The 22178-nt window shown below is 71.6% G+C and carries 21 protein-coding genes; 10 read left to right on the top strand and 11 right to left on the bottom strand.

Annotated elements, in window-relative coordinates; genetic code table 11:
• Positions 1–63: 63 nt before the first annotated feature.
• Complete coding sequence (locus tag IH68_RS0102420; RefSeq protein WP_030927477.1) at positions 64–771, bottom strand: TetR/AcrR family transcriptional regulator; 708 nt, start codon at positions 769–771, stop codon at positions 64–66.
• Positions 772–880: 109 nt separating this feature from the next.
• On the opposite strand from IH68_RS0102420, the gene IH68_RS0102415 reads away from it, so the two are divergent.
• Positions 881–2095, top strand: coding sequence for a saccharopine dehydrogenase family protein (locus tag IH68_RS0102415; protein WP_030927475.1), 1215 nt, complete (start codon positions 881–883; stop codon positions 2093–2095).
• Positions 2096–2205: 110 nt separating this feature from the next.
• Positions 2206–2466 (top strand): WhiB family transcriptional regulator, encoded by a 261-nt coding sequence (locus IH68_RS0102410; protein WP_030927473.1) that lies wholly within the window; start codon positions 2206–2208, stop codon positions 2464–2466.
• Between the two features lie 12 nt (positions 2467–2478).
• Here IH68_RS0102410 and IH68_RS0102405 read toward each other — a convergent pair whose 3' ends face one another.
• The 4 genes from IH68_RS0102405 to IH68_RS0102390 are packed head-to-tail and all read right to left on the bottom strand — an operon-like array spanning position 2479 to position 7247.
• Positions 2479–4305, bottom strand: coding sequence for a sensor histidine kinase (locus tag IH68_RS0102405; RefSeq protein ID WP_030927471.1), 1827 nt, complete (start codon positions 4303–4305; stop codon positions 2479–2481).
• Positions 4302–5000, bottom strand: coding sequence for a response regulator transcription factor (locus tag IH68_RS0102400; RefSeq protein WP_051833083.1), 699 nt, complete (start codon positions 4998–5000; stop codon positions 4302–4304). Before IH68_RS0102400 ends, IH68_RS0102405 begins: the two co-directional genes overlap by 4 nt.
• Positions 5001–5019: 19 nt before the next feature.
• Positions 5020–5775, bottom strand: a complete 756-nt coding sequence (locus IH68_RS0102395) for a L,D-transpeptidase family protein (protein WP_107057391.1) — start codon at positions 5773–5775, stop codon at positions 5020–5022.
• Positions 5776–5822: 47 nt separating this feature from the next.
• Complete coding sequence (locus tag IH68_RS0102390) at positions 5823–7247, bottom strand: M1 family metallopeptidase (RefSeq protein ID WP_030927465.1); 1425 nt, start codon at positions 7245–7247, stop codon at positions 5823–5825.
• Between the two features lie 149 nt (positions 7248–7396).
• Here IH68_RS0102390 and IH68_RS0102385 point away from each other — a divergent pair, with 149 nt between their 5' ends.
• Positions 7397–7756, top strand: a complete 360-nt coding sequence (locus IH68_RS0102385; protein ID WP_030927463.1) for a DUF488 domain-containing protein — start codon at positions 7397–7399, stop codon at positions 7754–7756.
• Here the strand turns inward: IH68_RS0102385 and IH68_RS0102380 are convergent.
• From IH68_RS0102380 to IH68_RS0102360, 5 genes are all read right to left on the bottom strand, one after another.
• Entirely contained in the window at positions 7711–9567 is a 1857-nt protein-coding gene (locus tag IH68_RS0102380; protein WP_030927461.1) for a GMC family oxidoreductase, read from the bottom strand. The genes IH68_RS0102385 and IH68_RS0102380 overlap by 46 nt on opposite strands.
• Entirely contained in the window at positions 9564–10946 is a 1383-nt protein-coding gene (locus IH68_RS0102375) for a hypothetical protein (RefSeq protein WP_030927459.1), read from the bottom strand. The genes IH68_RS0102380 and IH68_RS0102375 overlap by 4 nt, the downstream gene beginning before the upstream one ends.
• On the bottom strand, positions 10943–11629 hold the full coding sequence (locus tag IH68_RS0102370) for a FadR/GntR family transcriptional regulator (RefSeq protein ID WP_030927457.1): 687 nt from the start codon (positions 11627–11629) through the stop codon (positions 10943–10945). The genes IH68_RS0102375 and IH68_RS0102370 overlap by 4 nt, the downstream gene beginning before the upstream one ends.
• A 160-nt stretch (positions 11630–11789) precedes the next feature.
• Positions 11790–13460 (bottom strand): FAD-binding dehydrogenase, encoded by a 1671-nt coding sequence (locus IH68_RS0102365; RefSeq protein ID WP_030927456.1) that lies wholly within the window; start codon positions 13458–13460, stop codon positions 11790–11792.
• 56 nt (positions 13461–13516) lie between these two features.
• Positions 13517–14143: a TetR/AcrR family transcriptional regulator gene (locus IH68_RS0102360; protein ID WP_030927540.1), complete on the bottom strand. Its 627-nt coding sequence runs from the start codon at positions 14141–14143 to the stop codon at positions 13517–13519.
• A gap of 123 nt (positions 14144–14266) precedes the next feature.
• Here IH68_RS0102360 and IH68_RS0102355 point away from each other — a divergent pair, with 123 nt between their 5' ends.
• The 3 genes from IH68_RS0102355 (at position 14267) to IH68_RS0102340 (ending at position 17089) form a co-directional block, all read left to right on the top strand.
• Positions 14267–14893, top strand: coding sequence for an alpha-ketoglutarate-dependent dioxygenase AlkB (locus IH68_RS0102355; protein WP_030927454.1), 627 nt, complete (start codon positions 14267–14269; stop codon positions 14891–14893).
• Between the two features lie 172 nt (positions 14894–15065).
• Positions 15066–15812 (top strand): MBL fold metallo-hydrolase, encoded by a 747-nt coding sequence (locus IH68_RS0102345; protein WP_030927452.1) that lies wholly within the window; start codon positions 15066–15068, stop codon positions 15810–15812.
• A gap of 41 nt (positions 15813–15853) precedes the next feature.
• On the top strand, positions 15854–17089 hold the full coding sequence (locus IH68_RS0102340) for a DUF4032 domain-containing protein (protein ID WP_030927450.1): 1236 nt from the start codon (positions 15854–15856) through the stop codon (positions 17087–17089).
• Position 17090: 1 nt separating this feature from the next.
• Here IH68_RS0102340 and IH68_RS0102335 read toward each other — a convergent pair whose 3' ends face one another.
• On the bottom strand, positions 17091–17963 hold the full coding sequence (locus IH68_RS0102335) for a universal stress protein (protein WP_030927446.1): 873 nt from the start codon (positions 17961–17963) through the stop codon (positions 17091–17093).
• A 61-nt stretch (positions 17964–18024) separates the two neighbouring features.
• On the opposite strand from IH68_RS0102335, the gene IH68_RS0102330 reads away from it, so the two are divergent.
• The 4 genes from IH68_RS0102330 (at position 18025) to IH68_RS0102315 (ending at position 21985) form a co-directional block, all read left to right on the top strand.
• Entirely contained in the window at positions 18025–18378 is a 354-nt protein-coding gene (locus tag IH68_RS0102330; RefSeq protein ID WP_030927444.1) for a VOC family protein, read from the top strand.
• 129 nt (positions 18379–18507) lie between these two features.
• Positions 18508–20184, top strand: coding sequence for an FAD-dependent oxidoreductase (locus IH68_RS0102325; protein WP_030927442.1), 1677 nt, complete (start codon positions 18508–18510; stop codon positions 20182–20184).
• On the top strand, positions 20181–21638 hold the full coding sequence (locus tag IH68_RS0102320) for an ATP-binding protein (protein ID WP_030927440.1): 1458 nt from the start codon (positions 20181–20183) through the stop codon (positions 21636–21638). The genes IH68_RS0102325 and IH68_RS0102320 overlap by 4 nt, the downstream gene beginning before the upstream one ends.
• On the top strand, positions 21635–21985 hold the full coding sequence (locus tag IH68_RS0102315) for a UBP-type zinc finger domain-containing protein (protein ID WP_030927438.1): 351 nt from the start codon (positions 21635–21637) through the stop codon (positions 21983–21985). Before IH68_RS0102320 ends, IH68_RS0102315 begins: the two co-directional genes overlap by 4 nt.
• The last annotated feature ends 193 nt before the right edge of the window (positions 21986–22178 follow it).

The raw sequence follows: 22178 nt of genomic DNA, 5'->3' as shown, positions 1-22178 counted from the left end.
TGCAATCGACTCGACCGACTATAGAGACGTGACTTGCATCAAGCAATCGACTGGGCGGATCCGTCAGGAACCCAGTGCCGCCAGCTGCGCCGCGGCGCTGTCCAGCAGCATCTCCAGGGCCGTCGGGTACGCGCTGTCGACCATGCGGGCCGCCAGCAGGGGCGCCGCCTCGGCGATCCGCGGGTGGGTGGTGCGGGGCAGCCGGGCGTACGTCGAGCGCCACATGTCCTCGTCGGCGCGGAGGGCGGCGCTGGGCAGGGCGAGGGAGGCGGCGTCGAGGGCGGCGAAGGCCAGGGTCTGGTCGATGAAGGCGTGGTAGATGCGCACCGTGTCCGGGAGCGGGAATCCGGCGGTGCGCAGGACGTCCAGCACGGCCTCGTCGGCGGCCAGCTCGTTGGCCCGGCCGGTGACCCGGCTCGTGGTCAGCACCGCGGCCTGCGGGTGGGCGAGGTAGACGGCGTGGATGCGCAGGCCGACGGAGCGCAGATCCGCCCGCCACTGTCCCGTCGGGCACCAGCCCTCGAGGGCCTGGCCGATGAGCGCGTCGCCGATGGCGAGGGTGAGCTCGTCCATGCCGCGGAAGTAGCGGTAGAGGGTGCTCGGGTCGGCGTCCAGGGCGAGGCCCAGGCGGCGGGCGGTGAGGCCCGCGCTGCCGTGTTCGCGCAGCATCCGCAGCGCCGTCTCGACGATCAGCCGCTCCGACAGCACCGTGCCGCTCTTGGTGGGCCGGCGCCTGCGCCGTTTCTCCTCGGGCACCACCGGTTTGGGCATGACAACCTCCCGTTGCCTTATGCCAACGCCATTGACCTTACGTGAACCGGCGGCGTTGTATCTCCGGCGGGGCCCCTCGTCAGCAACCCTCCGGACAGGGAGATCTGTCATGCGTGTACTTCTCGTGGGCGCCGGTGGTGTCGGCACCGCCATCACCCGTATCGCCGCCCGGCGTTCGTTCTTCGAGGCGATGGTGGTGGCCGACTTCGACCCGGCGCGGGCCGAGGCGGCGGTCGCGGCCGTGGACGACGGCCGGTTCAGCGCCGAGCGGGTCGACGCGAGCGACGAGTCGGCAGTGACGGGGCTGCTGCGCCGGCACCGCTGCGACGTGCTCCTCAACGCCACCGACCCGCGCTTCGTGATGCCGCTGTTCCGGGCGGCCCGCGCCGCCGACGCCACCTACCTCGACATGGCGATGTCGCTGTCGCACCCGCACGCCGAACGGCCGTACGCCGAGTGTGGGGTCAAGCTCGGCGACGACCAGTTCGCGCAGGCCGAGGAGTGGGAGAAGGCGGGCGCACTGGCCCTGGTGGGTATGGGTGTGGAGCCCGGACTGTCGGACGTCTTCGCCCGGTACGCCGCCGACGAACTCTTCGACGAGATCGAGGAGATCGGGATCCGCGACGGTGCGAACCTCACCGTCGACGGCTACGACTTCGCCCCCTCCTTCAGCATCTGGACCACCATCGAGGAGTGCCTCAACCCGCCGGTCGTCTACGAGGCCGACCGCGGCTGGTTCACCACCGAGCCGTTCAGCGAGCCGGAGGTGTTCGACTTCCCCGAGGGCATCGGTCCCGTGGAGTGCGTGAACGTGGAGCACGAGGAGGTGCTGCTCGTCCCGCGTTGGGTGGATGCCCGCCGGGTCACCTTCAAGTACGGCCTGGGCCGGGAGTTCATCGAGACGCTGAAGACGCTGCACCTGCTGGGCCTGGACCGCACCGAGCCGGTCACCGTGCCGAGCGCCGCCGGACCGGTCGCCGTCTCGCCCCGGGACGTCGTCGCCGCGTGCCTGCCCGACCCGGCGACGCTGGGCGGGCGGATGCACGGCAAGACCTGTGCGGGTACCTGGGTCCGGGGCCTCAAGGACGGTGCGCCGCGCGAGGTGTACCTGTACCACGTGGTCGACAACCAGTGGTCCATGGCGGAGTACGGCAGCCAGGCGGTGGTGTGGCAGACCGCCGTCAATCCGGTCCTCGCGCTCGAACTCCTCGCCACCGGCGCCTGGTCGGGCTCGGGCGTGCTCGGCCCGGAGGCGTTTCCGGCCCGCCCGTTCCTGGATCTGCTGACCGCGTACGGCTCCCCGTGGGGCATGCGCGAGCAATGAACACCGCATCTGCGTGATTTCCGTCGTTTCACTCGTGCATCGACAGGTGACTCGAAACCGAGTAAGCCATTCGCGAGGGCACGTACGACTTCGATCGCAGGTGACATTTCATGGACGACTGGCGAGACCAGGCCGCGTGCCGTAACGAGGACCCCGAGCTGTTCTTCCCGATCGGCACCTCAGGCCCCGCGTTGTTGCAGACCGAGAAGGCGAAGGCGGTGTGCGCCCGCTGCCCGGTACGGGAGCAGTGCCTCGAATGGGCGCTGGGCCACGGGGAGATCCTGGGCGTGTGGGGCGGCACCGGCGAATCGGAACGGCACGCCATGCAGCGCAGGCGACGTCGGCGCGCCGCCGCGACGCGCAACGGCTAGCCGCGGGACGGCTCAGCTCTCCGGGGCCGGGGCGCCCGGCACCCGCAGGGTGAACACGGCACCGCCGCCCGGTTCGCACTCGGCGACCACCGTTCCGCCGTGCGCGGCGACCAGGTGACGGACGATCGGCAGGCCGAGACCGCTGCCGCCGGTACGGCGGCTGCGGGACTTCTCGGCCCGCCAGAACCGGTCGAAGACATGCGGCAGGTCCTCCGGGGCGATGCCCGTGCCGGTGTCGGTCACGGTGAAGACGACCTCGTCGCCGTCGCGGCGGGCGCCCAGCGTGACGGTGCCGTCGGCGGGCGTGTGCCGCAGCGCGTTGGAGACCAGGTTGCCCAGCGCCTGCCGCATGCGCACCGGATCCGCGTCGAGCCACGGACTGCCGTCGTCCTCTGTGTGTACGGTGACGCCGGCCGCGTCGGCGGCGACGCGGTGGGCGGCGGCGACCTGGTCCAGCAGTTCGTCGGCGCGGACCGGTTCGCGGTGCAGCCGCAGGGTGCCCGCGTCGGCGGCCGCGAGGTCCTGGAGGTCGTCGATGATGCGCTGCAGTACCAGCGCCTCCTCGTGCAGGGAGCCGAGCAGCGCGGGATCCGGATCGACGACGCCGTCCCGGGTGACCTCCAGCCAGCCGCGGATGTTGGTCAGCGGGCTGCGCAGTTCGTGCGCGATGTCGCTGACCATGGCCTTGCGCTGGGCCTCCAGACGTGCGCGCCGCTCGGTCAGATCGTTGAACGCCTCGGCGAGGATGCCGGTCTCGTCACGCGTGGTCACCGGGACTCGCACATGCATGTCCGGCGGCTGCTGCGCCGCTTCGGTCAGCGCCCGCAGGGGCCGTACGAGCCGGGTGGCGACGACGGCCGTGACGGCGAGGGTGACTGCGAGGACGAGACCGGCCGCACCGACGATCTTGGCCTTGTTGGCCGGGGACATGTCGAAACGGGGCGGGGTGGTGTCGTCGCCCCCGAGGTACAGCTCGGCCACGGGGGCGACATACGGGTCGAGTTGGGCGCGCAGGGCTTCGTCGCTGCAGGTCTGCGCCGTCTTCATCGCCTTCGCGTCGCCCTCCTTGGCGAACTTGGCGATGGCGTACCGGCTCACGGGGGTCTTGCCGGTGGGGTTGAGCATCAGGTAGAGCGGGCTGCGGAGGCCCAGACCGTGCTGCTGCAAACAGGTGCGAGCGCCTTCGGTCAGGTCGTCGAGTGCCTTCTTCTCAGTTCCTGTGGGGTCGCTGAGCAGTCCGTAGCCGCAGTCCACGGTCGGGTAGTCGGGGGCCGGGCCGCCGTCGGAGCTGACGATCATGGGGCGGCCGCTCGGGCTCTGCTCGATCTTGGTCTCGACGCCGAACCGGCGGTAGCACGTCCGCTGTTTCTCGGCGATCGCCTCCAGCTGGGCGCGCTCCTTTGCGCTGAGCCGGTAGGGGCCCACGGCACGGGGATCGATCCCGCTCAGCTGTGCACCGGTCTCGGTGTAGGTGTCGGTGTGCAGCGGGTCGACGGTGGCGGCCGCACCGAGGGGAAGGGAGGTTCCCTTCCGCGCCGAGTCGGCGATGAGGGTACGGTCGGCGGTGGTCAGGGCGATGCGCCGGCCCATGGTGGCGGCCAGGGACCGGACGGTGGCCCCGACGCCCTTCCACTCGGGGTGGGTTGCCGCGTAGCCGCTGAGCTCCGCAAGGATCCGCATGTCGTCGGCGAGGTCCTGGCCCTGTTCCTCGCGCAGGGCACGCGTGGTGGTCTCCACCGCCAGCCAGGCCGTCGCCGCCACGGAGCACACCGCGATCAGCACCGACGCGATCAGCAGCCGCACCAACAGCCGCTTGCGCAGCGGGATGCGGCGCTTCACGGACGGCCGCCGCTGAGCTTGTAGCCGACCCCGAACACGGTCAGCAGCCGCACCGGCCGGCGTGGGTCGGCCTCGATCTTCTTGCGCAGGTTCATGATGTGGACGTCGACGGCCCGCTCGGTGGAGGCCCGGTCGAAACCGCGGGTGCACTGCAGCAACTGCCGCCGGGTGAAGACCCGTTCGGGCTCCGCCGCCATGGCGAGCAGGATCTGGAACTCGGCCGGTGTGCACTCCACGGGTACGCCGTCGCAGCGCACCTCGTGCCGTTCCGGATCGACGGCGAGCCCGGCCGTGCGGACGACGGGATCCTCCCGCACGCCGGCCGTCCGGCCGCTGCGCCGCAGCACGGTACGGATGCGGGCCATCAGCTCGCGCGGGCTGTACGGCTTGGTCATGTAGTCGTCGGCGCCCAGTTCCAGGCCGAGCAGGACGTCGTCCTCCTCGGACCGTGCGGTCAGCATGAGCACCGGTATGTCCTCCTCGCTCCCACGCAGCACCCGGCACACGCCGAAGCCGTCGACCACGGGCAGCATCAGGTCGAGGACCACGAGGTCGGGTCTGAGCCGGCGGGCGGCGGCCAGGGCGGCCCCGCCGTCATGGACCACCGTGGCCGTGTGGCCCTCCGCCAGCAGGGAACGGCGTATGAGTTCGGCCTGCATCTCGTCGTCCTCGGCGACCAGCACATGTGCGCACACTCGGCGGATCCTGGGCGCTTCAGAGGGCGAGGGACTTCGCGTCGCCCATGACGACGACAGGGTGGAGGCCGGGGTCGAGCGCGCGCAGCAGGTCCTTCATGTGCTGCTCGGAGACGCTGACGCAGCCGTGGGTGGGGCCGCCGTGGTCGACGTGGAACCAGATGCCGCCGCCGCGGCCCGCGCCTAGGGGGCGGGTCCAGTCGAGGGGCGAAGTGCCGGGCTCGCGGTTGTAGTTGATGGCGATCACGTAGTCGAAGGAGCCCGCGAGGGGCTCGCCTTCGAAGCCGGTGCCGGGTGAGGTGAACGCGCCGGAGCGGTGGTACGGCAGCCGGGTGCCGGGATCGCCGAGCAGCCCGCCGGCGTCGGTGAGACCGTACACGCCGACGGGCGAGCGCAGGTCGCCTCCCGTGTGGTGGTCGGACCAGCCCTTGAGCGCGTTGTGAGCGGGCCAGCTCGCGCCGGCCCGCCAGCCGGCCGCGGTGCGCTCGTAGAGCACGACCGTGGACCGCGGGGAGTTCCTGCCCCGTCCGGTGACGACGACTGCCTGGCGGGCGTCGGCGGGGATCGCGGCCAGGGTCTTCGGCCCCAGGCCCGGCAGGTGCAGCGGGGCGGCCTGGACGGACATCTGCGGCGAGGGCGGGGCGAGGGTGGAGACGTTCGGTGTGCTCGTCCTGGCCGTGGGGCCGGACGGGTGGCCCGGCGACGCCACTGCCCCGCCGCCGCATCCCGTGAGGAACAGGGATGCGGCGAGCAGGGCGACACAGGGTCTATTCATGATCACGGATCGACTGTGACCGACACATGTGAGGAACTCGTCAGGTATTAGGCTTCGTTCGGCTTCCCGGGACTGTACAGCCACGAGGTGAACAGGTGGCTGAGGTCCTTGCCCGACTTCCGCTCCGCGAGGCGTACGAACTGCGCGGTCGTCCCGTTCCTGTCGTGGTGTTCGGCCGCCCAGGCCCGCAGGATGCCGATGAACGTGCGGTCGCCGACGGCGGTGCGCAGTTCGTGCAGCGCCATCGCGCCGCGCTCGTAGACGGGGGTGTCGAAGATGTTCTTGCCGCTGCCTGGGTCGCCGGGCGGGAACGACCACAGATGGTCGCTCGCCGGGCGGGCGTAGAGGTCGTCGAAGGTCTCCTGGGCGCTGTCGCCGCCGTGCTGCTCGCTGTAGAGCCACTCTGCGTAGGTCGCGAAACCCTCGTTGAGCCAGATGTCCTTCCAGGTGGTGAGCGACACGGAGTCGCCGAACCACTGGTGGGCGTTCTCGTGGACGAGGGTGCTCAGGTCCGGCGCCGAGTCGTACAGGGGGCGCGACTGGGTCTCCAGTGCGTATCCGACGTCCGGCGCGTGGTCCACGATCGACCCGGCGTTGCGGAAGGGGTAGGGGCCGAAGAGCTTGCTCTCCCATTCCAGGACGGAGGGCAGTTTCTTCAGGACGGGCGCCGCCTCGGACGCCTCGCGCGGGTCGACCGCGTTGTAGACGCGGATGCCGTCGCGGGTGGTGTACTGCTCGACCTTGAACTTCCCGACCGTCGCGGTGGCGAGGTAGGCGGCCATGGGTTCGATCTGGCGCCAGTGGAAGGTGGTGTGGCCGTGCGCGGTCCGCTGCCCGACCAGCACGCCGTTGGCGACCGCGGTGCGGCCCTCGGGGACGGTGACCGTGATGTCGTACGAGGACTTGTCCTTGGGGTGGTTGTTCGCCGGGAACCAGGTCATGGCGCCCTGCGGCTCCCCGGCGACGAACGCTCCGTCGTCGGTTGGTATCCAGCCGTCCGCCGAGCCGTCGGGGTCGGTCACCTGCTTGGGGATGCCGCTGTAGGTGACGCTGACGCGGAACTCCTCGCCCTTGTGCAGGGGGCGGCGCGGGGTGACGACGAGTTCCTGGCCGTCGCGGCGGAACTCCGCGCGGCCGTGGTCGACGGTCAGGCCGGTGACCTTCAGCCCCTTGAAGTCGAGGTCGAAACGCGTCAGGTCCTGGGTGGCGCGGGCGGTGAGGACGGCGGCGCCGTCGAGGTGACGGCTCGTCGGGTCGTAACGGAGGGTCAGGTCGTAGTGGTCGACGTGGTAGCCGCCGTTGCCGGCGAGCGGGAAGTACGGGTCGCCGACGCCGGCTGCGCCGCCCGTACCGGCGGTCGCGGGTCCGGCGGCGGCGAGCAGTGCCGCGAGGGCGACGGGGACGGTCACGGTCAGGGCCTCCCGGCGGAGGACGGCGGTGGGTCTGACGGACTGTCGGCTGGACTGCCTCACATGCACTCCTGGGGGTGGCTGATGATCATACAAATCCAGGTTATGGGCAGCCCGGCTCGGTTTCCTCCCCAATTGGGTCAAGTGATACGTCGTCATCCGACGCCTCCGCACTACGCTCGACGTCACCCGGCACCCAGAAAGGCTTGATCGTGAGCGTTCGCGTGCGTCGCGTCTACGAACCGCCCGAGCCGGACGACGGTGTACGCGTCCTGGTCGACCGCCTGTGGCCGCGCGGCCTGTCCAAGGACGCAGCGCTCGTTGACGAGTGGCCCAAGGCGCTCACCCCGTCGACCGAACTGCGCCGCTGGTATCACGCGGGTGAGGGGTCCTACGAGGAGTTCGCCGGCCGTTACGAGGCGGAGCTGGACACCCTGGAGGCGACCGAACTCCTCAGCCACGTCCGGGAGTTGGCGGCCAAGGGGCCCGTGACGCTGCTGACCGCGTCCAAGGAGCCCGAGCAGAGTCATGCAGAGGTGCTGGTGCGGCTGCTGGGTTCGCCTTCCAGGTAGGTCTCGGTGACGGCCAGGGCGGCCGCCATGATGCTCAGTTGCGGGTTCACCTCCGGGCAGGACGGCAGGACGGAGGCGTCGGTGACGAGGACGCCTTCGACTCCTCGCAGCCGGCCCTCGGCATCGGCCGGTGCCCGCTCGGGGTCGCTGCCCGCGGCGACCGTGCCGGCCGGGTGGAAGGCCGACAGGTGCAGATCGCGCGGGGTGATCCCGGTGAGCAGCGCGTCGAGTTCCGGGAGGGTGCGGGCGCGCGGCGCCCGTGGGATGCCGGTGAGCACCTCCAGCGCCCCCGCGGCGAAGAGGATGCGACCCATGGCTCGTACGGCCGTCATCAGCCGGGCGCCGTCGAGGGGGTGCAGGCGGTAGCGGACGACGGTGCGGTCGCGGCCCAGGACCCGGCCCCCGGGCCGGTCGGCGATCATGGCGCCGAGGATCGCCAGCCGGTCCGCCCCTTCCAGTTCACGGCGCAGGGCACGACCGAGGCCGGGCAGGACGAAGCTGCTCATGCCGGGCGGGCTCGCGGTCGCCTCGATCAGGATCCCGCGGTCGTGCAACTCCTCGACGCCGGTGCTCTGCAGGACGCCTTCCCAGGAGGTGACCGGTTGCGTGAAGCGCCCGGCGACGCTGGTGGCCGGGTGCACGCTGAGGTTGCGGCCCGTCCGGGAATGACCACCCAGGCCGCTGCGGCGCAGCAGCGGCGGAGTCTGCAGGGCGCCCGCGGCCGTGACGACCAGGGGGCTGAGGATCTCCAGCTCGCTGCCGTCCGCCCGGCGGGCCCGGATGCCGGCCGCCCGTGGCGGGCCCGGGCGGTCGTGGTCGAGCAGGATCCGCAGCACGCGTGCGCCGGTGACGATGCGCGCTCCGTGGGCGCACGCGTCGGGCAGGACGGACAGCTGCACGCTCTGTTTGGCGCCGGTGGGACAGCCCACCACGCACTGGCAGGAGCCCTTGCAGCCCGGTGCGTTGCGGCGCAGCGGACCGGCCCGCCAGCCGAGTCGGCCGGCGCCGGCCAGGGCGAGCAGACCGTTGGTGCCGAGGACGTCGAGGGGCTGGGTGGCGACGCGCAGGGTGCGTTCGATCTCGTCCAGCCGTGCCGGAAACCCGTCGGCGAGGTGGAAGCCGTGGCGGCTGCTCCAGCGGTCGAGGACATGGTCCGGAGTGCGGTAGCAGGTGCCGGAGTTGACGACGGTGGTGCCGCCGACGGCCCGTCCGACCGGCAGCAGGAGCGGCGGATCGCCCAGGGCTGCGGTCGCTCCGCCGTCCCGGTACAGCTCGGTGAAGCGGTCCAGCGGTGCGCGGCGGCCGAAGGAGGCCGTGGTGTGGTGCTCGCCCTCCTCCAGTACGACGACGGCGAGTCCCGCCCGCGCGAGGGTGCGCGCGGCGACGGCTCCTCCGGCGCCCGATCCCACGACGACGGCGTCAGCGGTGGCACGCGCGGGCCACTCCTCGGCCGGGGTGCAGTCCAGGGGCGGGTCCTCTGGCGCAACTGGCGCCCGTGGGGCGGGTGTTCGCTCGGTGGCTGCGGCGAGCAGCACGGGCACCTTGAGGAGGTCCAGCGCCGGTACGAGTCGGGGGCGCGCGGCAAGGGAGCCGAGCACCGTCTCGCGCTCGCGGGGAGTGAGGGCGGCCAGGCGACGCCCGCTGTGCAGGACGGCGTACGCGTCGACGGCAGTCGTGGCGGCCTGCACTGCGGCCCGTACGGGACCGGGCAGTGCGGACAGGAACGTGTCGAGCCTGCCGGGCACCCGCGCGAGCCACTCCTCGTCCCCGGTGTCGGCAAGCAGGGCGGCGACCATCCCGCGCCCGGTCACCGGTCCCCCACCTCGGCGTGTGCGGTGCCCTGCAGCGTCCACGTGGCTTCGGTGCGCCAGTGGCCCCACCAGCGCTCCAGGAGGATCTTCGCGTCGGCGCTCTCGCTGTTGCGGCAGACCGCCGGGGCGCCGTCGGGATCGCGGTAGTCCAGGGTGAGGGTGCGCTCGGCCGGCTGGCTGACCTCGACGCGGATGCGGCGCAGCAGCGCGCGGCCGGCCACCGTCCACTCGGGCAGTCCGATGCGGGCGCGGAACCGTCCGATGCCGAACAGGCCCACCGCGGAGCGCTCGGCCCGGCGCGGCCAGGTGCGGTCGCGGTGCCTCAGGCGCAGGAAGACAAGCGGTGGCAGCCGTCGCAGTACGGGCCGCGTCGACACCGCGGCGATCACCTCGAGTACATCGCCGTCGCCCAGTTCCGCGTGGAGCCAAGCCCAGCGGCGGGCGTTGCCGTGGCCGTGGATGCGCGCGGAGGCGCCGGGGGCGCCGCGCAGGGTCAGCGTCTGCTGTCCGTCGCTGAAGGTTCCGTCGTACGTGGCGCGGGCCGCCGGAAGCATATGGGCGGCGGGGAGCAGGGGGTGCCACCAGGACCAGCGGGGAAAGGTGAACAGGGGCTCGGCCAGGGGCTGTTCGGCAAGATCCCAGTGGAAGTCGCCGACACTTCCGGCCAGTTGCCCCGGGGCGGCGCAGACGCCGTCGGCTGTGAATCCGTGCACGGGGTTGTTCCAGGGGGTGGGCCCGAAGCGGACGTGGCGGACCTCTCCGTCGGACGGGAAGGCGGCGGCCCAGCCGTGGGCGTGGGGTGCGGATCCGTCGGCGGGCGAGACCAGTTCGTGGTGGAGCCAGATGCCGGTGCCGGTGGTGGGGTCGGTCAGGGTGGTGTACCAGACCTCGGTGCGGCCGGGACTGCCGTCCCAGCGCGGTGCGAGGTACGGGGCGGGGTCCTCCCGCCGGGGAAAGCGGAAGCTCAGGAGGAAGGGGGCCAGCCCGGTGGCGACGGGGAAACGGAGGGTGCCCTGGCCGACCCGTGCGCTGTCCTCGTACAGCGTGAACGGCAGCACGGTCATCGACTTCACCGGATGACGCGGGGTCACCGACTTCCAGCCGTCCAGGGTGAACAGGCGGCCGTCGGCGGTGAAGGTCAGCCGGTAGCGGATGCGGCGGCGGGCGAGGGGCGAGATCTCCAACTCGCCTGTGGCGTCCGGGTCGTCGGCCAGTCCGCTGATGCGTATACGGCCGCTGAGCCGGGCCCGGGTGGTGCGGTGCGGGCGCAGGACCTCGTCGGCCCGGGCCCTCAGGTCGAGGCGGATGCGGCGAACCGTGTTCCGGCCGTCGAGCCGTACCGTGCCGAGCATGGTCTCCGTGAACGAGGTGCCCCTCACGCCGGCCCCTCCAGCATGATGCGCTCGGTGTCGCGCAGATAGGCGTCGGCGGCGCTGTGGGCCTGACGGCTGTCGCCGGACGTCACGGCCTCCACCACCGGGGCGAGGCGTCCGTGGGCGGTTCCGGCGTCGGCGAACGGCCCGCGCAGGGCGGCGCGGACGGGTAGGTAGGCGTTGAAGAGGGTGTTGGTCAGCAGGACATAGACCCGGTTGCCGGTCGCGCGGGCGAGGGCGCGGTGCACCTCGACGTCGGCCAGCTGCACGGCGTCCGCGCCGTCCGCGTCCCGTACGGCCTCAAGGAGGCGGCGCAGTTCGGCGTGGTGCGCCCTGGTGGCCCGGGCCGCGGCCCGCTCGGCGATCAGCGCGCCCACGGACCTCCGTACTTCGAAGATTTCGCGGATCCATTTCGCGTCGTGCCGCAGGAGCATCGGCAGGAGGTCCGCGCCGCCGAGCCGGGCGTAGTCGCGGACCTTGGTGCCGACGCCGTGCCGGGTTTCCAGGAGACCGGCCTGGACGAGGCGGCCGAAGGCGTGTTTGAGGGTGGTGCGGGTGACGCCGTAGCCGTCGGCCAGCCGGCGCTCCGGGGGCAGGTAGCTGCCCGCCGGATGGCGTCCGGCCAGGATGTCCTCGCGCAGCCGGGCCTCGAGAACGTCCACGATCGTCTCGCGGGGTAGTGCCTCCACGGATGCCTCCTCGCAGTGAAGCAGTGGATGAGTGGCTCAGCCACTGAAGCAGTGAATGTATCCGTCGGTCAATCCCCTTTCAGTAGCGGGCTGTTCAGGCAAGGACGCGGCAGGGGCGGTCGGGTTCGTTCCCCGACCGCCCCTGCCGCGCGTCCGTGGCTCAGGCTGTCTGCTTCGCCGCCGCCCGTCCGGCTGCTCGCCCGGAGAAGAGGCAGCCTCCGAGGAAGGTGCCCTCCAGGGCGTTGTAGCCGTGGACGCCGCCGCCGCCGAAGCCGGCGACCTCGCCGGCCGCGTAGAGCCCGTCGATCGGGGTGCCGTCGGCGCCCAGGGCGCGGGAGTCGAGGTCGGTCTGGATGCCGCCGAGGGTCTTGCGGGTGAGGACGTGGAGTTTGACGCCGATCAGCGGGCCGGCCGCCGGGTCGAGGATGCGGTGCGGGGTGGCGACGCGGCCGAGGCGGTCGCCGATGTAGCGGCGGGCGTTGCGGATGCCCTGGATCTGGGAGTCCTTGCTGTAGGGGTTGGCGATCTGCCGGTCGCGGGCCTCGATCTGGCGGCGCAGGACGTCCGCGTCGAGCAGCGGCTTGTCCGTCAACTCGTTCATCTTTGTGACGAGTTGCTCCAGGTTGGGTGCGGTCACGAAGTCGGCGCCGTTGCGCAGGAACGCCTCGACCGGGGCCGGGGCGCCCTTGCCCAGGCGGTTCTTCAGGACCGCGCCCTTGTCCTTGGCGGTGATGTCGGGGTTCTGCTCGGAGCCCGACAGTGCGAACTCCTTCTCGATGATCTTCTGGGTCAGGATGAACCAGGAGTGGTCGTGGTCCGCGATGTCCGCGGTGGTGCGCAGGTACTTGAGGGTGCCGAGGGTGTCGTAGCCCGGCAGGCAGGGGTCGGGCAGGCGGCGGCCGAGGGCGTCGAACCAGAGGGAGGACGGGCCGGGCAGGATGCGGATGCCGTGGCCGGGCCAGATCGGGTCCCAGTTCTGCAGGCCCTCGGTGTAGTGCCACATGCGGTCGCGGTTGACCAGGCGGACGCCCGCCTCGGCGCTGATGTCGAGCATGCGGCCGTCGACGTACGCGGGTACGCCGGTCACCATGTCCGTGGGCGGGGTGCCCAGGCGCTCGGGCCAGTAGCGGCGGACGATGTCGTGGTTGGCACCGATGCCGCCGGTGGTGACGACGACGGCCTGGGCGGTGAGTTCGAAGTCGCCGATGCCGTCGCGGTTGGAGGCCACGCCCCGGGGCGAGCGGTCTTCGGCGAGTACGGTGCCGCGCACTCCGCGGGCGGCGCCTTCCTCGATCACCAGCTCGTCGACACGGTGGCGGTGGTGGAAGGTGAGCAGTCCGTCGCGTGCGGCCTGCTTTGCGCGGTCGACGAACGGCTCCACCACGCCGGTGCCGGTGCCCCAGGTGACATGGAAGCGGGGCACCGAGTTGCCGTGCCCGTCCGCCCGCAGGTCACCTCGCTCGGCCCAGCCGACCGTCGGCAGCAGTTTGATGCCGTGGCCGTCCAGCCAGGACCGCTTCTCCCCGGCCGCCCACTCGACATAGGCGCGCGCCCAGCGCACCGCCCAGGAGTCCTCGTCGTCGACGCGGTCGAACTGTGCGCTGCCCTGCCAGTCGTTCCAGGCCAGGTCGAAGGAGTCCTTGATGCCCAGGCGGCGCTGCTCCGGGGAGTCGACGAGGAACAGCCCGCCGAAGGACCAGAACGCCTGGCCGCCGAGGTTGGCGGCGTTCTCCTGGTCGACCAGCGCGACCCTGCGGCCCCGGCTGGTGAGCTCGTGCGCGGCGACCAGGCCCGCGAGGCCCGCTCCGACGACGATGACGTCCGCATCCATGGCGAGGGTTCCTTTTCTCGTTGGGGGGTCTGGTTGAGGGGTCTCGTTCGGAGATCTCATCGGGAGGTGCCGCTGCCGTCGGTCAGCAGCGCGGTGAGCAGTTGCTTGAGCCAGCCGCGGGCGCTGTCGACGTCCTTGTCCAGCAGCAGTTGGGTGGTCACGCCGTCGTACGCGGCGACCACGGCGTGCGCGGCGCCGTCGATGTCGCCGAGCACGGCGGGCAGTTGGGCGAGGCCTTGCGCACGGGCGAGCCGGTCGGCGACCGCCCGCCGCAGCCGCGCCCGGTGTTCCAGCAGGGTCTCGGCGACCTGCGGATCGCGGGCGGCGTGCACCAGGAAGTCCGTCTTCACCAGGAGCCAGTCCAGGTCGAGGAGCAGTACTTCGGTGACGCGGTCGACGGCGGCGGGCACGTCCAGGTCGGGCCCGTCCAGGGCGAGGGCACCGGAGACCTGGTCCGCGATGAGGTCGGCGCGCTGCCGGTAGAGGGCGAAGAACAGCTCGTCCAGGCTGTCGAAGTTGGAGTAGAAGGCCCCCCTGCTGTAGCCGGCGGCCTCACAGACCTCCTCGATGGAGACCCGCCCGAAGCCCTTGGCGGCGAACACGGCGAAGGCGGCATCGAGGAGGTTGGCGCGTGTGCGGACCCGGCGCCTGGTCACGCGGGGGGCCGTTTCCTCCGTCGTCATCTCCGACCTCCGTTCGATACAGGAATGTATCCGATACATCGATGTATCGGAAGGTGGGACCCGGCGCCATTCCGATCGAGCGCGATAGGAACAGATTTTCGAATCTAGGGGTACGCTGAATCTGTGACCACGCACCTCCAGGGCTCGCTCTTCGACCAGACCGACGAGTTGCGTCTCGGCTCCCTCCGCGGGATCCGCCGGACGCATCTCGGCCTCGGCGCCTGGATCGACGTCCTGCCCGGATGGCTCGGCGGCTCGGACAGCCTGTTCGAACAGCTGGCCGCCGAGGTGCCCTGGCGCGCGGAGCGACGCAAGATGTACGACCAGGTCGTGGACGTACCCCGGCTGCTCTCCTTCTACGGAGCGGACGACGCCCTCCCGCACCCGGTGCTCGACGAGGCGCGCAAAGCCCTGTCCGCGCACTATGCCGCCGAGTTGGGCGAGCCGTTCACCACGGCCGGGCTCTGCTACTACCGCGACGGGCGGGACAGTGTCGCCTGGCACGGCGACCGGATCGGGCGGGGCGCCCGCGAGGACACCATGGTCGCCATCCTCTCCGTGGGCGCGCCGCGCGATCTGCTGCTGCGTCCGATGCGGGGCGGCGAGAGCGTGCGGCGCCCGCTGGGGCACGGCGATCTCATCGTGATGGGCGGCTCCTGCCAGCGGACCTGGGAGCACTCCGTCCCGAAGACCACACGCGCGGCGGGACCGCGCATCAGCATCCAGTTCCGCCCGCACGGCGTGCAGTGAGGCGGAGAGGCGGCCGCTTCGGCTGCGCGCAGGGGGCTGCCTCCGGCGGACGGTGCCGGAGGCAGCCCTCACTCTCCGAGCCCGCAGATTGGCGCGGACCTGCCGCTTCCGGTGCGGGCCGGGTCTGCTTTGCTTGTGCTGTCGGGCAGGGATCTCACCACGCGGGGCAATCATGCAGGCAGACGTGCGGCAAGTCGCCGAAGGCATTCACCTGGTACACGGCAGCAACACCAACTGGGTGATCCTCACCGAGGGCGACGAGATGACCCTCGTGGACACCGGCTACCTCGGAGACCGGGAGCAGTTGCTCGCCTCGCTGGCGGCGGTGGGCGGCGCACCGGAGGCGGTCGCGGCCGTACTGATCACCCACGCGCACAACGACCACCTGGGCTCCGCCGAGTATCTGCGCTGCACCTACGGCACACCCGTGTATCTCCACGAGGCCGAAGTGCCGCACGCACGCCGGGAGTTCCTGCAGCAGGTCACCATGGGGCAGGTCGTGAAGAACAGCTGGCGGCCCGGTGTCCTGCCCTGGTCGGTGCACGCCCTTCGCTCCGGCGGCACGGCCCATGTGCCGGTCGCCGATCCTGAGCCGTTCCCGGCAGCGGGCGCGCTGGACCTGCCGGGCCGGCCCGTGCCGGTGCACACGCCCGGCCACACCGACGGGCACGCGGCCTTCCACCTGCCTCAGGCCGGGGTGCTGATCTCGGGCGACGCCCTGGCCAGCGGCCACCCCACCTCACGGATCCAGGGGCCGCAGCTGCTGCCCGACATGTTCCACCACGAGCGGGCCCGTGCCGTGGCCTCGCTGGACGTCCTGGCCGCGCTGGAGGGTGAGCTGCTGCTGCCCGGGCACGGCCCGTTGTACCGAGGTCCAGTACGTGAAGCGGCACTTCAGGCCAAGGAGCGCGCCCTCTAAGGTGAGGTGACGATCACCCGCGAGGCAAGGACACGCGAGCCATGGCACTGCAGATCAGCGCGACGAACCCGGAGCACCCCGCGCTCCTGCTGGCCCTGCCCTGGCACCTGCCCCTGGAGGAGTGGCCCGACGAATACCTCGTCCCGCTGCCGCGCGGCATATCCCGGCACGTCGTGCGCTACGCCCGCGCCGGCGACGAGGTGATCGCCGTCAAGGAACTCGCCGAACGGCCCGCCCTGCGCGAGTACGAGCTGCTGCGCGACCTGGACCGGCTCGGCATCCCCGCGGTGGACCCGCTGGCCGTGGTCACCGGACGCGCCGACCAGCAGGGCGACCCGCTGGAGCCGGTGCTGATCACCCGGCATCTGCGCGGCTCACAGCCGTATCGCTCGATGTTCGAGACGACGATGCGCCCGGCCACCATGCACCGCCTCATGGACGCCCTGGCCGTACTGCTGGTGCGCCTGCACCTCGCCGGGTTCGCGTGGGGCGACTGTTCACTGTCCAACACTCTCTTCCGGCGCGACGCGGGCGCCTACGCCGCCTACCTGGTGGACGCCGAGACCGGCGACCTGCACCCCCGGCTCAGCAGCGGGCAGCGCGACTACGACCTGGACCTCGCCCGCGTGAACATCAGCGGTGAACTCCTCGACCTGGAGGCCTCCGGGGCGCTGCACCCGTCGGTGGACCCGGTCGAGTTCGGCATGGAGATCTGCGCCCGCTACGGAGACCTGTGGCAGGAGCTGACCCGCACGTCCGTGTACCCGGCCGGCAAGTACCACTACATCGAGCGCCGCATCCGCCGCCTCAACGACCTCGGTTTCGACGTGGCCGAGATGCAGATCCAGCACTCCACCAACGGCGACACCGTCACTTTCGTGCCCAAGGTCGTCGACGCCGGCCACCACCAGCGCCAGCTGCTGCGTCTGACGGGCCTGGACGCAGAGGAGAACCAGGCACGGCGGCTGCTCAACGACCTGGAGAGCTGGATGGCCACCCAGGACGACTACGTGCCCGGCGACCCCCTCGCGGCCCGCCCCGAGGTACTGGCCCACCGGTGGGTACGAGACGTCTTCCGGCCCACCGTGCGCGCCGTGCCCCTCGAACTGCGCGGCGCGATGGACCCCGCGGAGATCTACCACGAGCTGCTCGAACACCGCTGGTACCTGTCCGAGCAGGCGCAGCACGACATAGGGCTGGACACGGCGGTCGAGGACTACATCGAGAACGTGCTGCCCAAGGCGCGCGAAACCCTGGAGCCGGTCACCCCCGACTGACTCAGGCGTGCGGGACGACGGCCACCGGGCAGTTGGCGTGGTGCAGGACGCCGTGCGCCACCGAGCCGATGCGCGCGCCGACGGCCGTGCGGTGGGCGCGCCGGCCGACGACCATCAGCTGGGCCCGCCCGGCCACCGACAGCAGCACCTGACCCGCGCTGCCCATCTCCAGGTGCTCGATCACGGGCACGTCGGGGAAGCGTTCCCGCCAGGGCTGCAGCGCGGCGGCCAGTGCCTTCGTCTCGAACGGCTCGAGGCCGCCGGCCTCGTCGAGGAGGTGCATCGAACCAGGGCTGTACGCGAACACCGGCGGCAGCGTCCACGCCCGCACCGCACGGACGGTGGCGCCGCGGGCGGCCGCCGTCTCGAAGGCGAACCGCAGCGTGTCGGCGCTGTCGTCCGGTTGGCCCTGCTGGCCGACGACCACCTCACGTCCGGCGGCCTCGGCCGTCGGCTGATCGCCCGCGCGCACGAGCACCACGGGCCGCGTCGCTTCGGCGATCACCTGCTGGCCGACGGATCCGAGCAGGAAGCCGACGACGGGCCCGTGCCCGCGTGAGCCGAGCACCAGCAGCTCGGCCTGAGCGGCCGCGTCGAGCAGCGTGTCGACCGTCTCCCCCGCCACGACGTCCGTGGTGACGTCGAGGTCCCGATGGAGCGCGGTGACACTCCGGACGGCCTCGGCCAGCGCGTCCCGGACCCATCCGGCCTGTGTGTCCGGGTCCGCCGCGTCGATCGCCTCGTACGGCTGGAAGCGCCAGGCCTGCACCACGCGCAGCGCCAGCCCCCGGCGGACCGCCTCCCGGGCCGCCCAGTGCAGTGCGGCGAGGCTCTCCTCGGTACCGTCGACCCCTGCGGTGATCGGGCGCGTCATACGGCTGCCTTCCGGTGTCGTGGCAAGTCCCCTCGAGTCCAGTCTTCACTACGCTCACGACATGACCTTGGAATGGGAGCAAGTGGTTGTCGACGCGGCCGGCCCCCTCGCGCTGGGTCGGTGGTGGGCCGAAGCGCTCGGCTGGGTCGTGGTGAACGACGCGGCCGACGAGTACGAGATCCGGCCGGAGAAGGACCGGCTGCCGGGACTGCTCTTCGTCGCCGTGCCGGAGGGCAAGACCGTCAAGAACCGCCTTCACCTCGACTTCCGCCCCGACGACCAGGACGCCGAGGTGGCCCGGCTGCTGGCACTGGGCGCGCGGCACGCGGACGTCGGACAGGGGGAGCAGCCGTGGGTGGTGCTCGCCGACCCCGAGGGGAACGAGTTCTGCGTGCTCTCAGCGAGGCGCCGCTGAGCGGTGGCCGTGCCGTATACCGGAGCGAAGCAGGACGATCGAACATACGATGGGCGGGAGCCGGCGTGGTGACTGCCTTTGCGACAGGGCTCGCCGGCCGTCAGTCCGACCACTCGGGGTGGGAGACGTATGGCACAGGCGTCCGACGCAGCGCGGACCGTCATCATGACCGTCGACGACGATCCGGGAGTCTCCCGGGCCGTCGCCCGTGATCTGCGGCGGCGCTACGGCGAGTCGTACCGGATCGTGCGCGCGGAGTCCGGCGAGTCCGCGCTGGAGGCGCTGCGGGAGCTGAAGCTGCGCGGCGACCTGGTCGCCGTGATCCTGGCCGACTACCGCATGCCGCAGATGAACGGCATCGAGTTCCTGGAACAGGCCCTGGATGTGTACCCGGGCGCCCGGCGGGTGCTGCTGACCGCGTACGCGGACACCAGCGCGGCCATCGACGCGATCAACGTCGTCGACCTGGACCACTATCTGCTCAAGCCCTGGGACCCGCCGGAGGAGAAGCTCTACCCCGTCCTGGACGACCTGCTGGAGGCGTGGCGCTGCAGCGACTTCCGCCCGGTGCCCAGCACCAAGGTGGTCGGGCACCGCTGGTCGGCGCGTTCCTCGGACGTACGGGAGTTCCTGGCCCGCAACCAGGTGCCCTACCGCTGGTACTCGGCGGACGAACCCGAGGGTAAGCGGCTGCTGGCGGCGGCCGGGCAGGACGGCCAGCGGCTGCCGCTCGTGATCACCCCGGACGGGACGCCCCTCGTCGAGCCGGAGGCGCCCGAGCTGGCCGCGCGGGTGGGGCTGGCGACCACGCCGGCCGCGGACTTCTACGACCTCGTCGTCATCGGCGGCGGGCCCGCCGGGCTCGGGGCCGCGGTGTACGGGGCCTCGGAGGGGCTGCGGACCGTGCTCGTGGAGCGGTCGGCGACCGGCGGGCAGGCGGGTCAGAGCTCGCGGATCGAGAACTACCTGGGCTTCCCGGACGGCGTGTCCGGGGCGCAGCTCACCGACCGGGCGCGGCGGCAGGCGGCGAAGTTCGGCGCCGAGATCCTCACCGCCCGCCAGGTGACGGGACTGGAGGTCAACGGGGCCGCACGGACCGTGCGGTTCTCCGACGGCTCGGCGGTCGCCGCGCACAGCGTGATCCTGGCGACCGGTGTGTCGTACCGGCAGCTGAACGCGCCGGGCTGCAACGACCTGACCGGCTGCGGGGTGTTCTACGGCTCGGCGCTGACCGAGGCGGCCTCCTGCCAGGGCCATGACGTGTACATCGTCGGCGGCGCCAACTCGGCCGGGCAGGCGGCCATGTACCTGGCCCGGGGCGCCAAGTCGGTCACGCTGCTGGTGCGCGGGGCGGACCTGTCCGCGTCGATGTCGTACTACCTGATCCAGCAGATCAACGAGGCGCCGAACATCTCGGTGCGCGCCCGCACGGTCGTCGAGTCCGCGCACGGCTCCGGCCGGCTTGAGCAGCTCACCCTGCGTGACACGGAGACCGGGGAGACCGAACTCGTCGACGCCCAGTGGATGTTCGTGTTCATCGGCGCGGCACCGCTGACCGACTGGCTCGACGGGACGGTGCTGCGTGACGAGCACGGGTTCATCCTGGCCGGGCCCGACCTGACCCCGGACGGGCGGCCGCCGGCGGACTGGGAGCTGGACCGGCCGCCATACCACCTGGAGACCAACATTCCCGGCGTGTTCGTGGCGGGCGACGCCCGCGCCGAATCCGCGAAACGGGTCGCGTCCGCCGTCGGAGAGGGAGCCATGGCCGTGATGCTCGTCCACCGGTATCTGGAGCAGTCGTGAGCGGGCAGGTCATGCCCTGCAGTCCGCAGGAGATCGGTTCGCTGTTCCTGTTCGAGAAGCTCACCCCGGAGCAGTTGGGGCGGCTGTGCAGCGAGGGGCGGGTGGAGCGGTTCGAGGCAGGGCCCGTGTACACCGAGGGCGAGCCCGCCACCTGCTTCTTCGTGATGATCGAGGGTACGGTCGTGCTGTCCCGCCGGGTCGGCGGTGACGATGTCGAGGTGACGCGCACCTCGCAGCCCGGCGTGTACTCGGGGGCCATGCAGGCGTATCTCGGCGACCGGGTCCGGCAGGGCTACAACAACTCGATGCGCGTCACGGAGCCGACGCGGTTCTTCGTGCTGCCCGCCGACACGTTCGCTGCCATCATGCAGGAGTGGTTCCCGATGGCGGTGCATCTGCTGGAGGGGCTGTTCTTCGGTACGAAGAGCACCCAGCGGGCCATCGGGCAGCGGGAACGGCTGCTGGCGCTGGGCTCGTTGTCCGCCGGGCTCACCCATGAGCTCAACAACCCGGCGGCGGCGGCCGTGCGGGCCACCGCGACGCTGCGCGAGCGGGTCGCGAAGATGCGGCACAAACTGGGCGTGATCTCCGCAGGCCCGTATCCGCGCGAGGCCCTGGCGAACCTCATCGAGGTCCAGGAGCGCACCGCCGAACTGGTCGCCAAGGCACCGACGTTGAGCCCGCTGGAGGCCTCGGACCGGGAGGACGCCCTCACCGACTGGCTCGACGACCACGGCATCCCGGACGGCTGGCGGCTCGCGCCCACGTTCGTGCAGGCCGGTCTCGACGTCGACTGGCTGGACCAGGTGGCGGCGGAGGTGGACCCGGAGATCCTGCCCGGGGCGATCGGCTGGCTCAACTACACGGTCGAGACCGAGCTGTTGATGGACGAGATCGAGGACTCCACGACGCGTATCTCGCACCTGGTCGACGCGGCCAAGCAGTACTCGCAGCTCGACCGGGCCCCGTACCAGAACGCCGACGTCCACGAACTCCTCGACAGCACGCTGCTGATGCTGTCGGGCAAGATCGGCTCGCGGATCGAGGTCGTCAAGGACTACGACCGCACCCTGCCGAAGATCCCGGCCTACCCGGCGGAGCTGAATCAGGTGTGGACCAACCTGATCGACAACGCGGTCCACGCCATCAACAGCGTCGGCGGGGAAGGCACGTTGACGGTGCGGACGGCTCTCGATCACGACCGGCTGCTGGTGGAGTTCCGCGACACCGGGCCCGGCGTGCCGCAGGACATCCGCGGCCGTATCTTCGACCCGTTCTTCACCACCAAGCCGGTGGGCGAGGGCACCGGGCTGGGTCTGGACATCTCCTGGCGGATCGTCGTCAACAAGCACCACGGCACCCTCCAGGTGGAGTCCGAACCCGGGGACACCCGCTTCCAGGTCCTGCTGCCCCTGACCGCGACGGACGACGACACACCGGAGGAGCCCGCATGACCAGCGCCAACGGAATCGACCCCGCCGTCCCCCCGAGCGGCAACGGGTGCGTCGAGTGCGACGCGGCCGGCGGCTGGTGGTTCCACCTGCGACGCTGCGCGCAGTGCGGGCACATCGGCTGTTGCGACGACTCGCCCGCCAAGCACGCCAGCGCCCACTACCGGGACACCGGCCACCCGGTGATCCGCAGTTTCGAGCCCGGTGAGGGCTGGTTCTGGGACTTCGACACCAACGAGCTGTACGAGTCCGGGCCCGACCTCGCTCCCCCGGTGAGCCATCCCGCGGACCAGCCGGCGCCGGGGCCTGCCGGGCGGGTGCCGGCGAACTGGGCGGAGACGCTTCGCTGAGCGCTTCGCCGGATGGGCGGTGAGCTGTCTGCGGGCGCTTGTGGCTGGTCGCGCCCACGCGGTGGAGCCGCATGTCAATGCAGCCCCGCGCCCCTTTGGGGCGCGGACCGCCCGCGGCGGACTTCGCCAAGGCCACCTGGGCCCTGACCGCTCCTGTTCGCAGGCCGCACTGTCAGTGCCGCGTGCCAGGATG

The organism is Streptomyces sp. NRRL S-646 (genome assembly GCF_000720765.1).
Lineage (GTDB): Bacteria > Actinomycetota > Actinomycetes > Streptomycetales > Streptomycetaceae > Streptomyces.
Note: the sequence above shows the minus strand (reverse complement) of the source record. Positions and strands in the feature narration are given on the sequence as shown.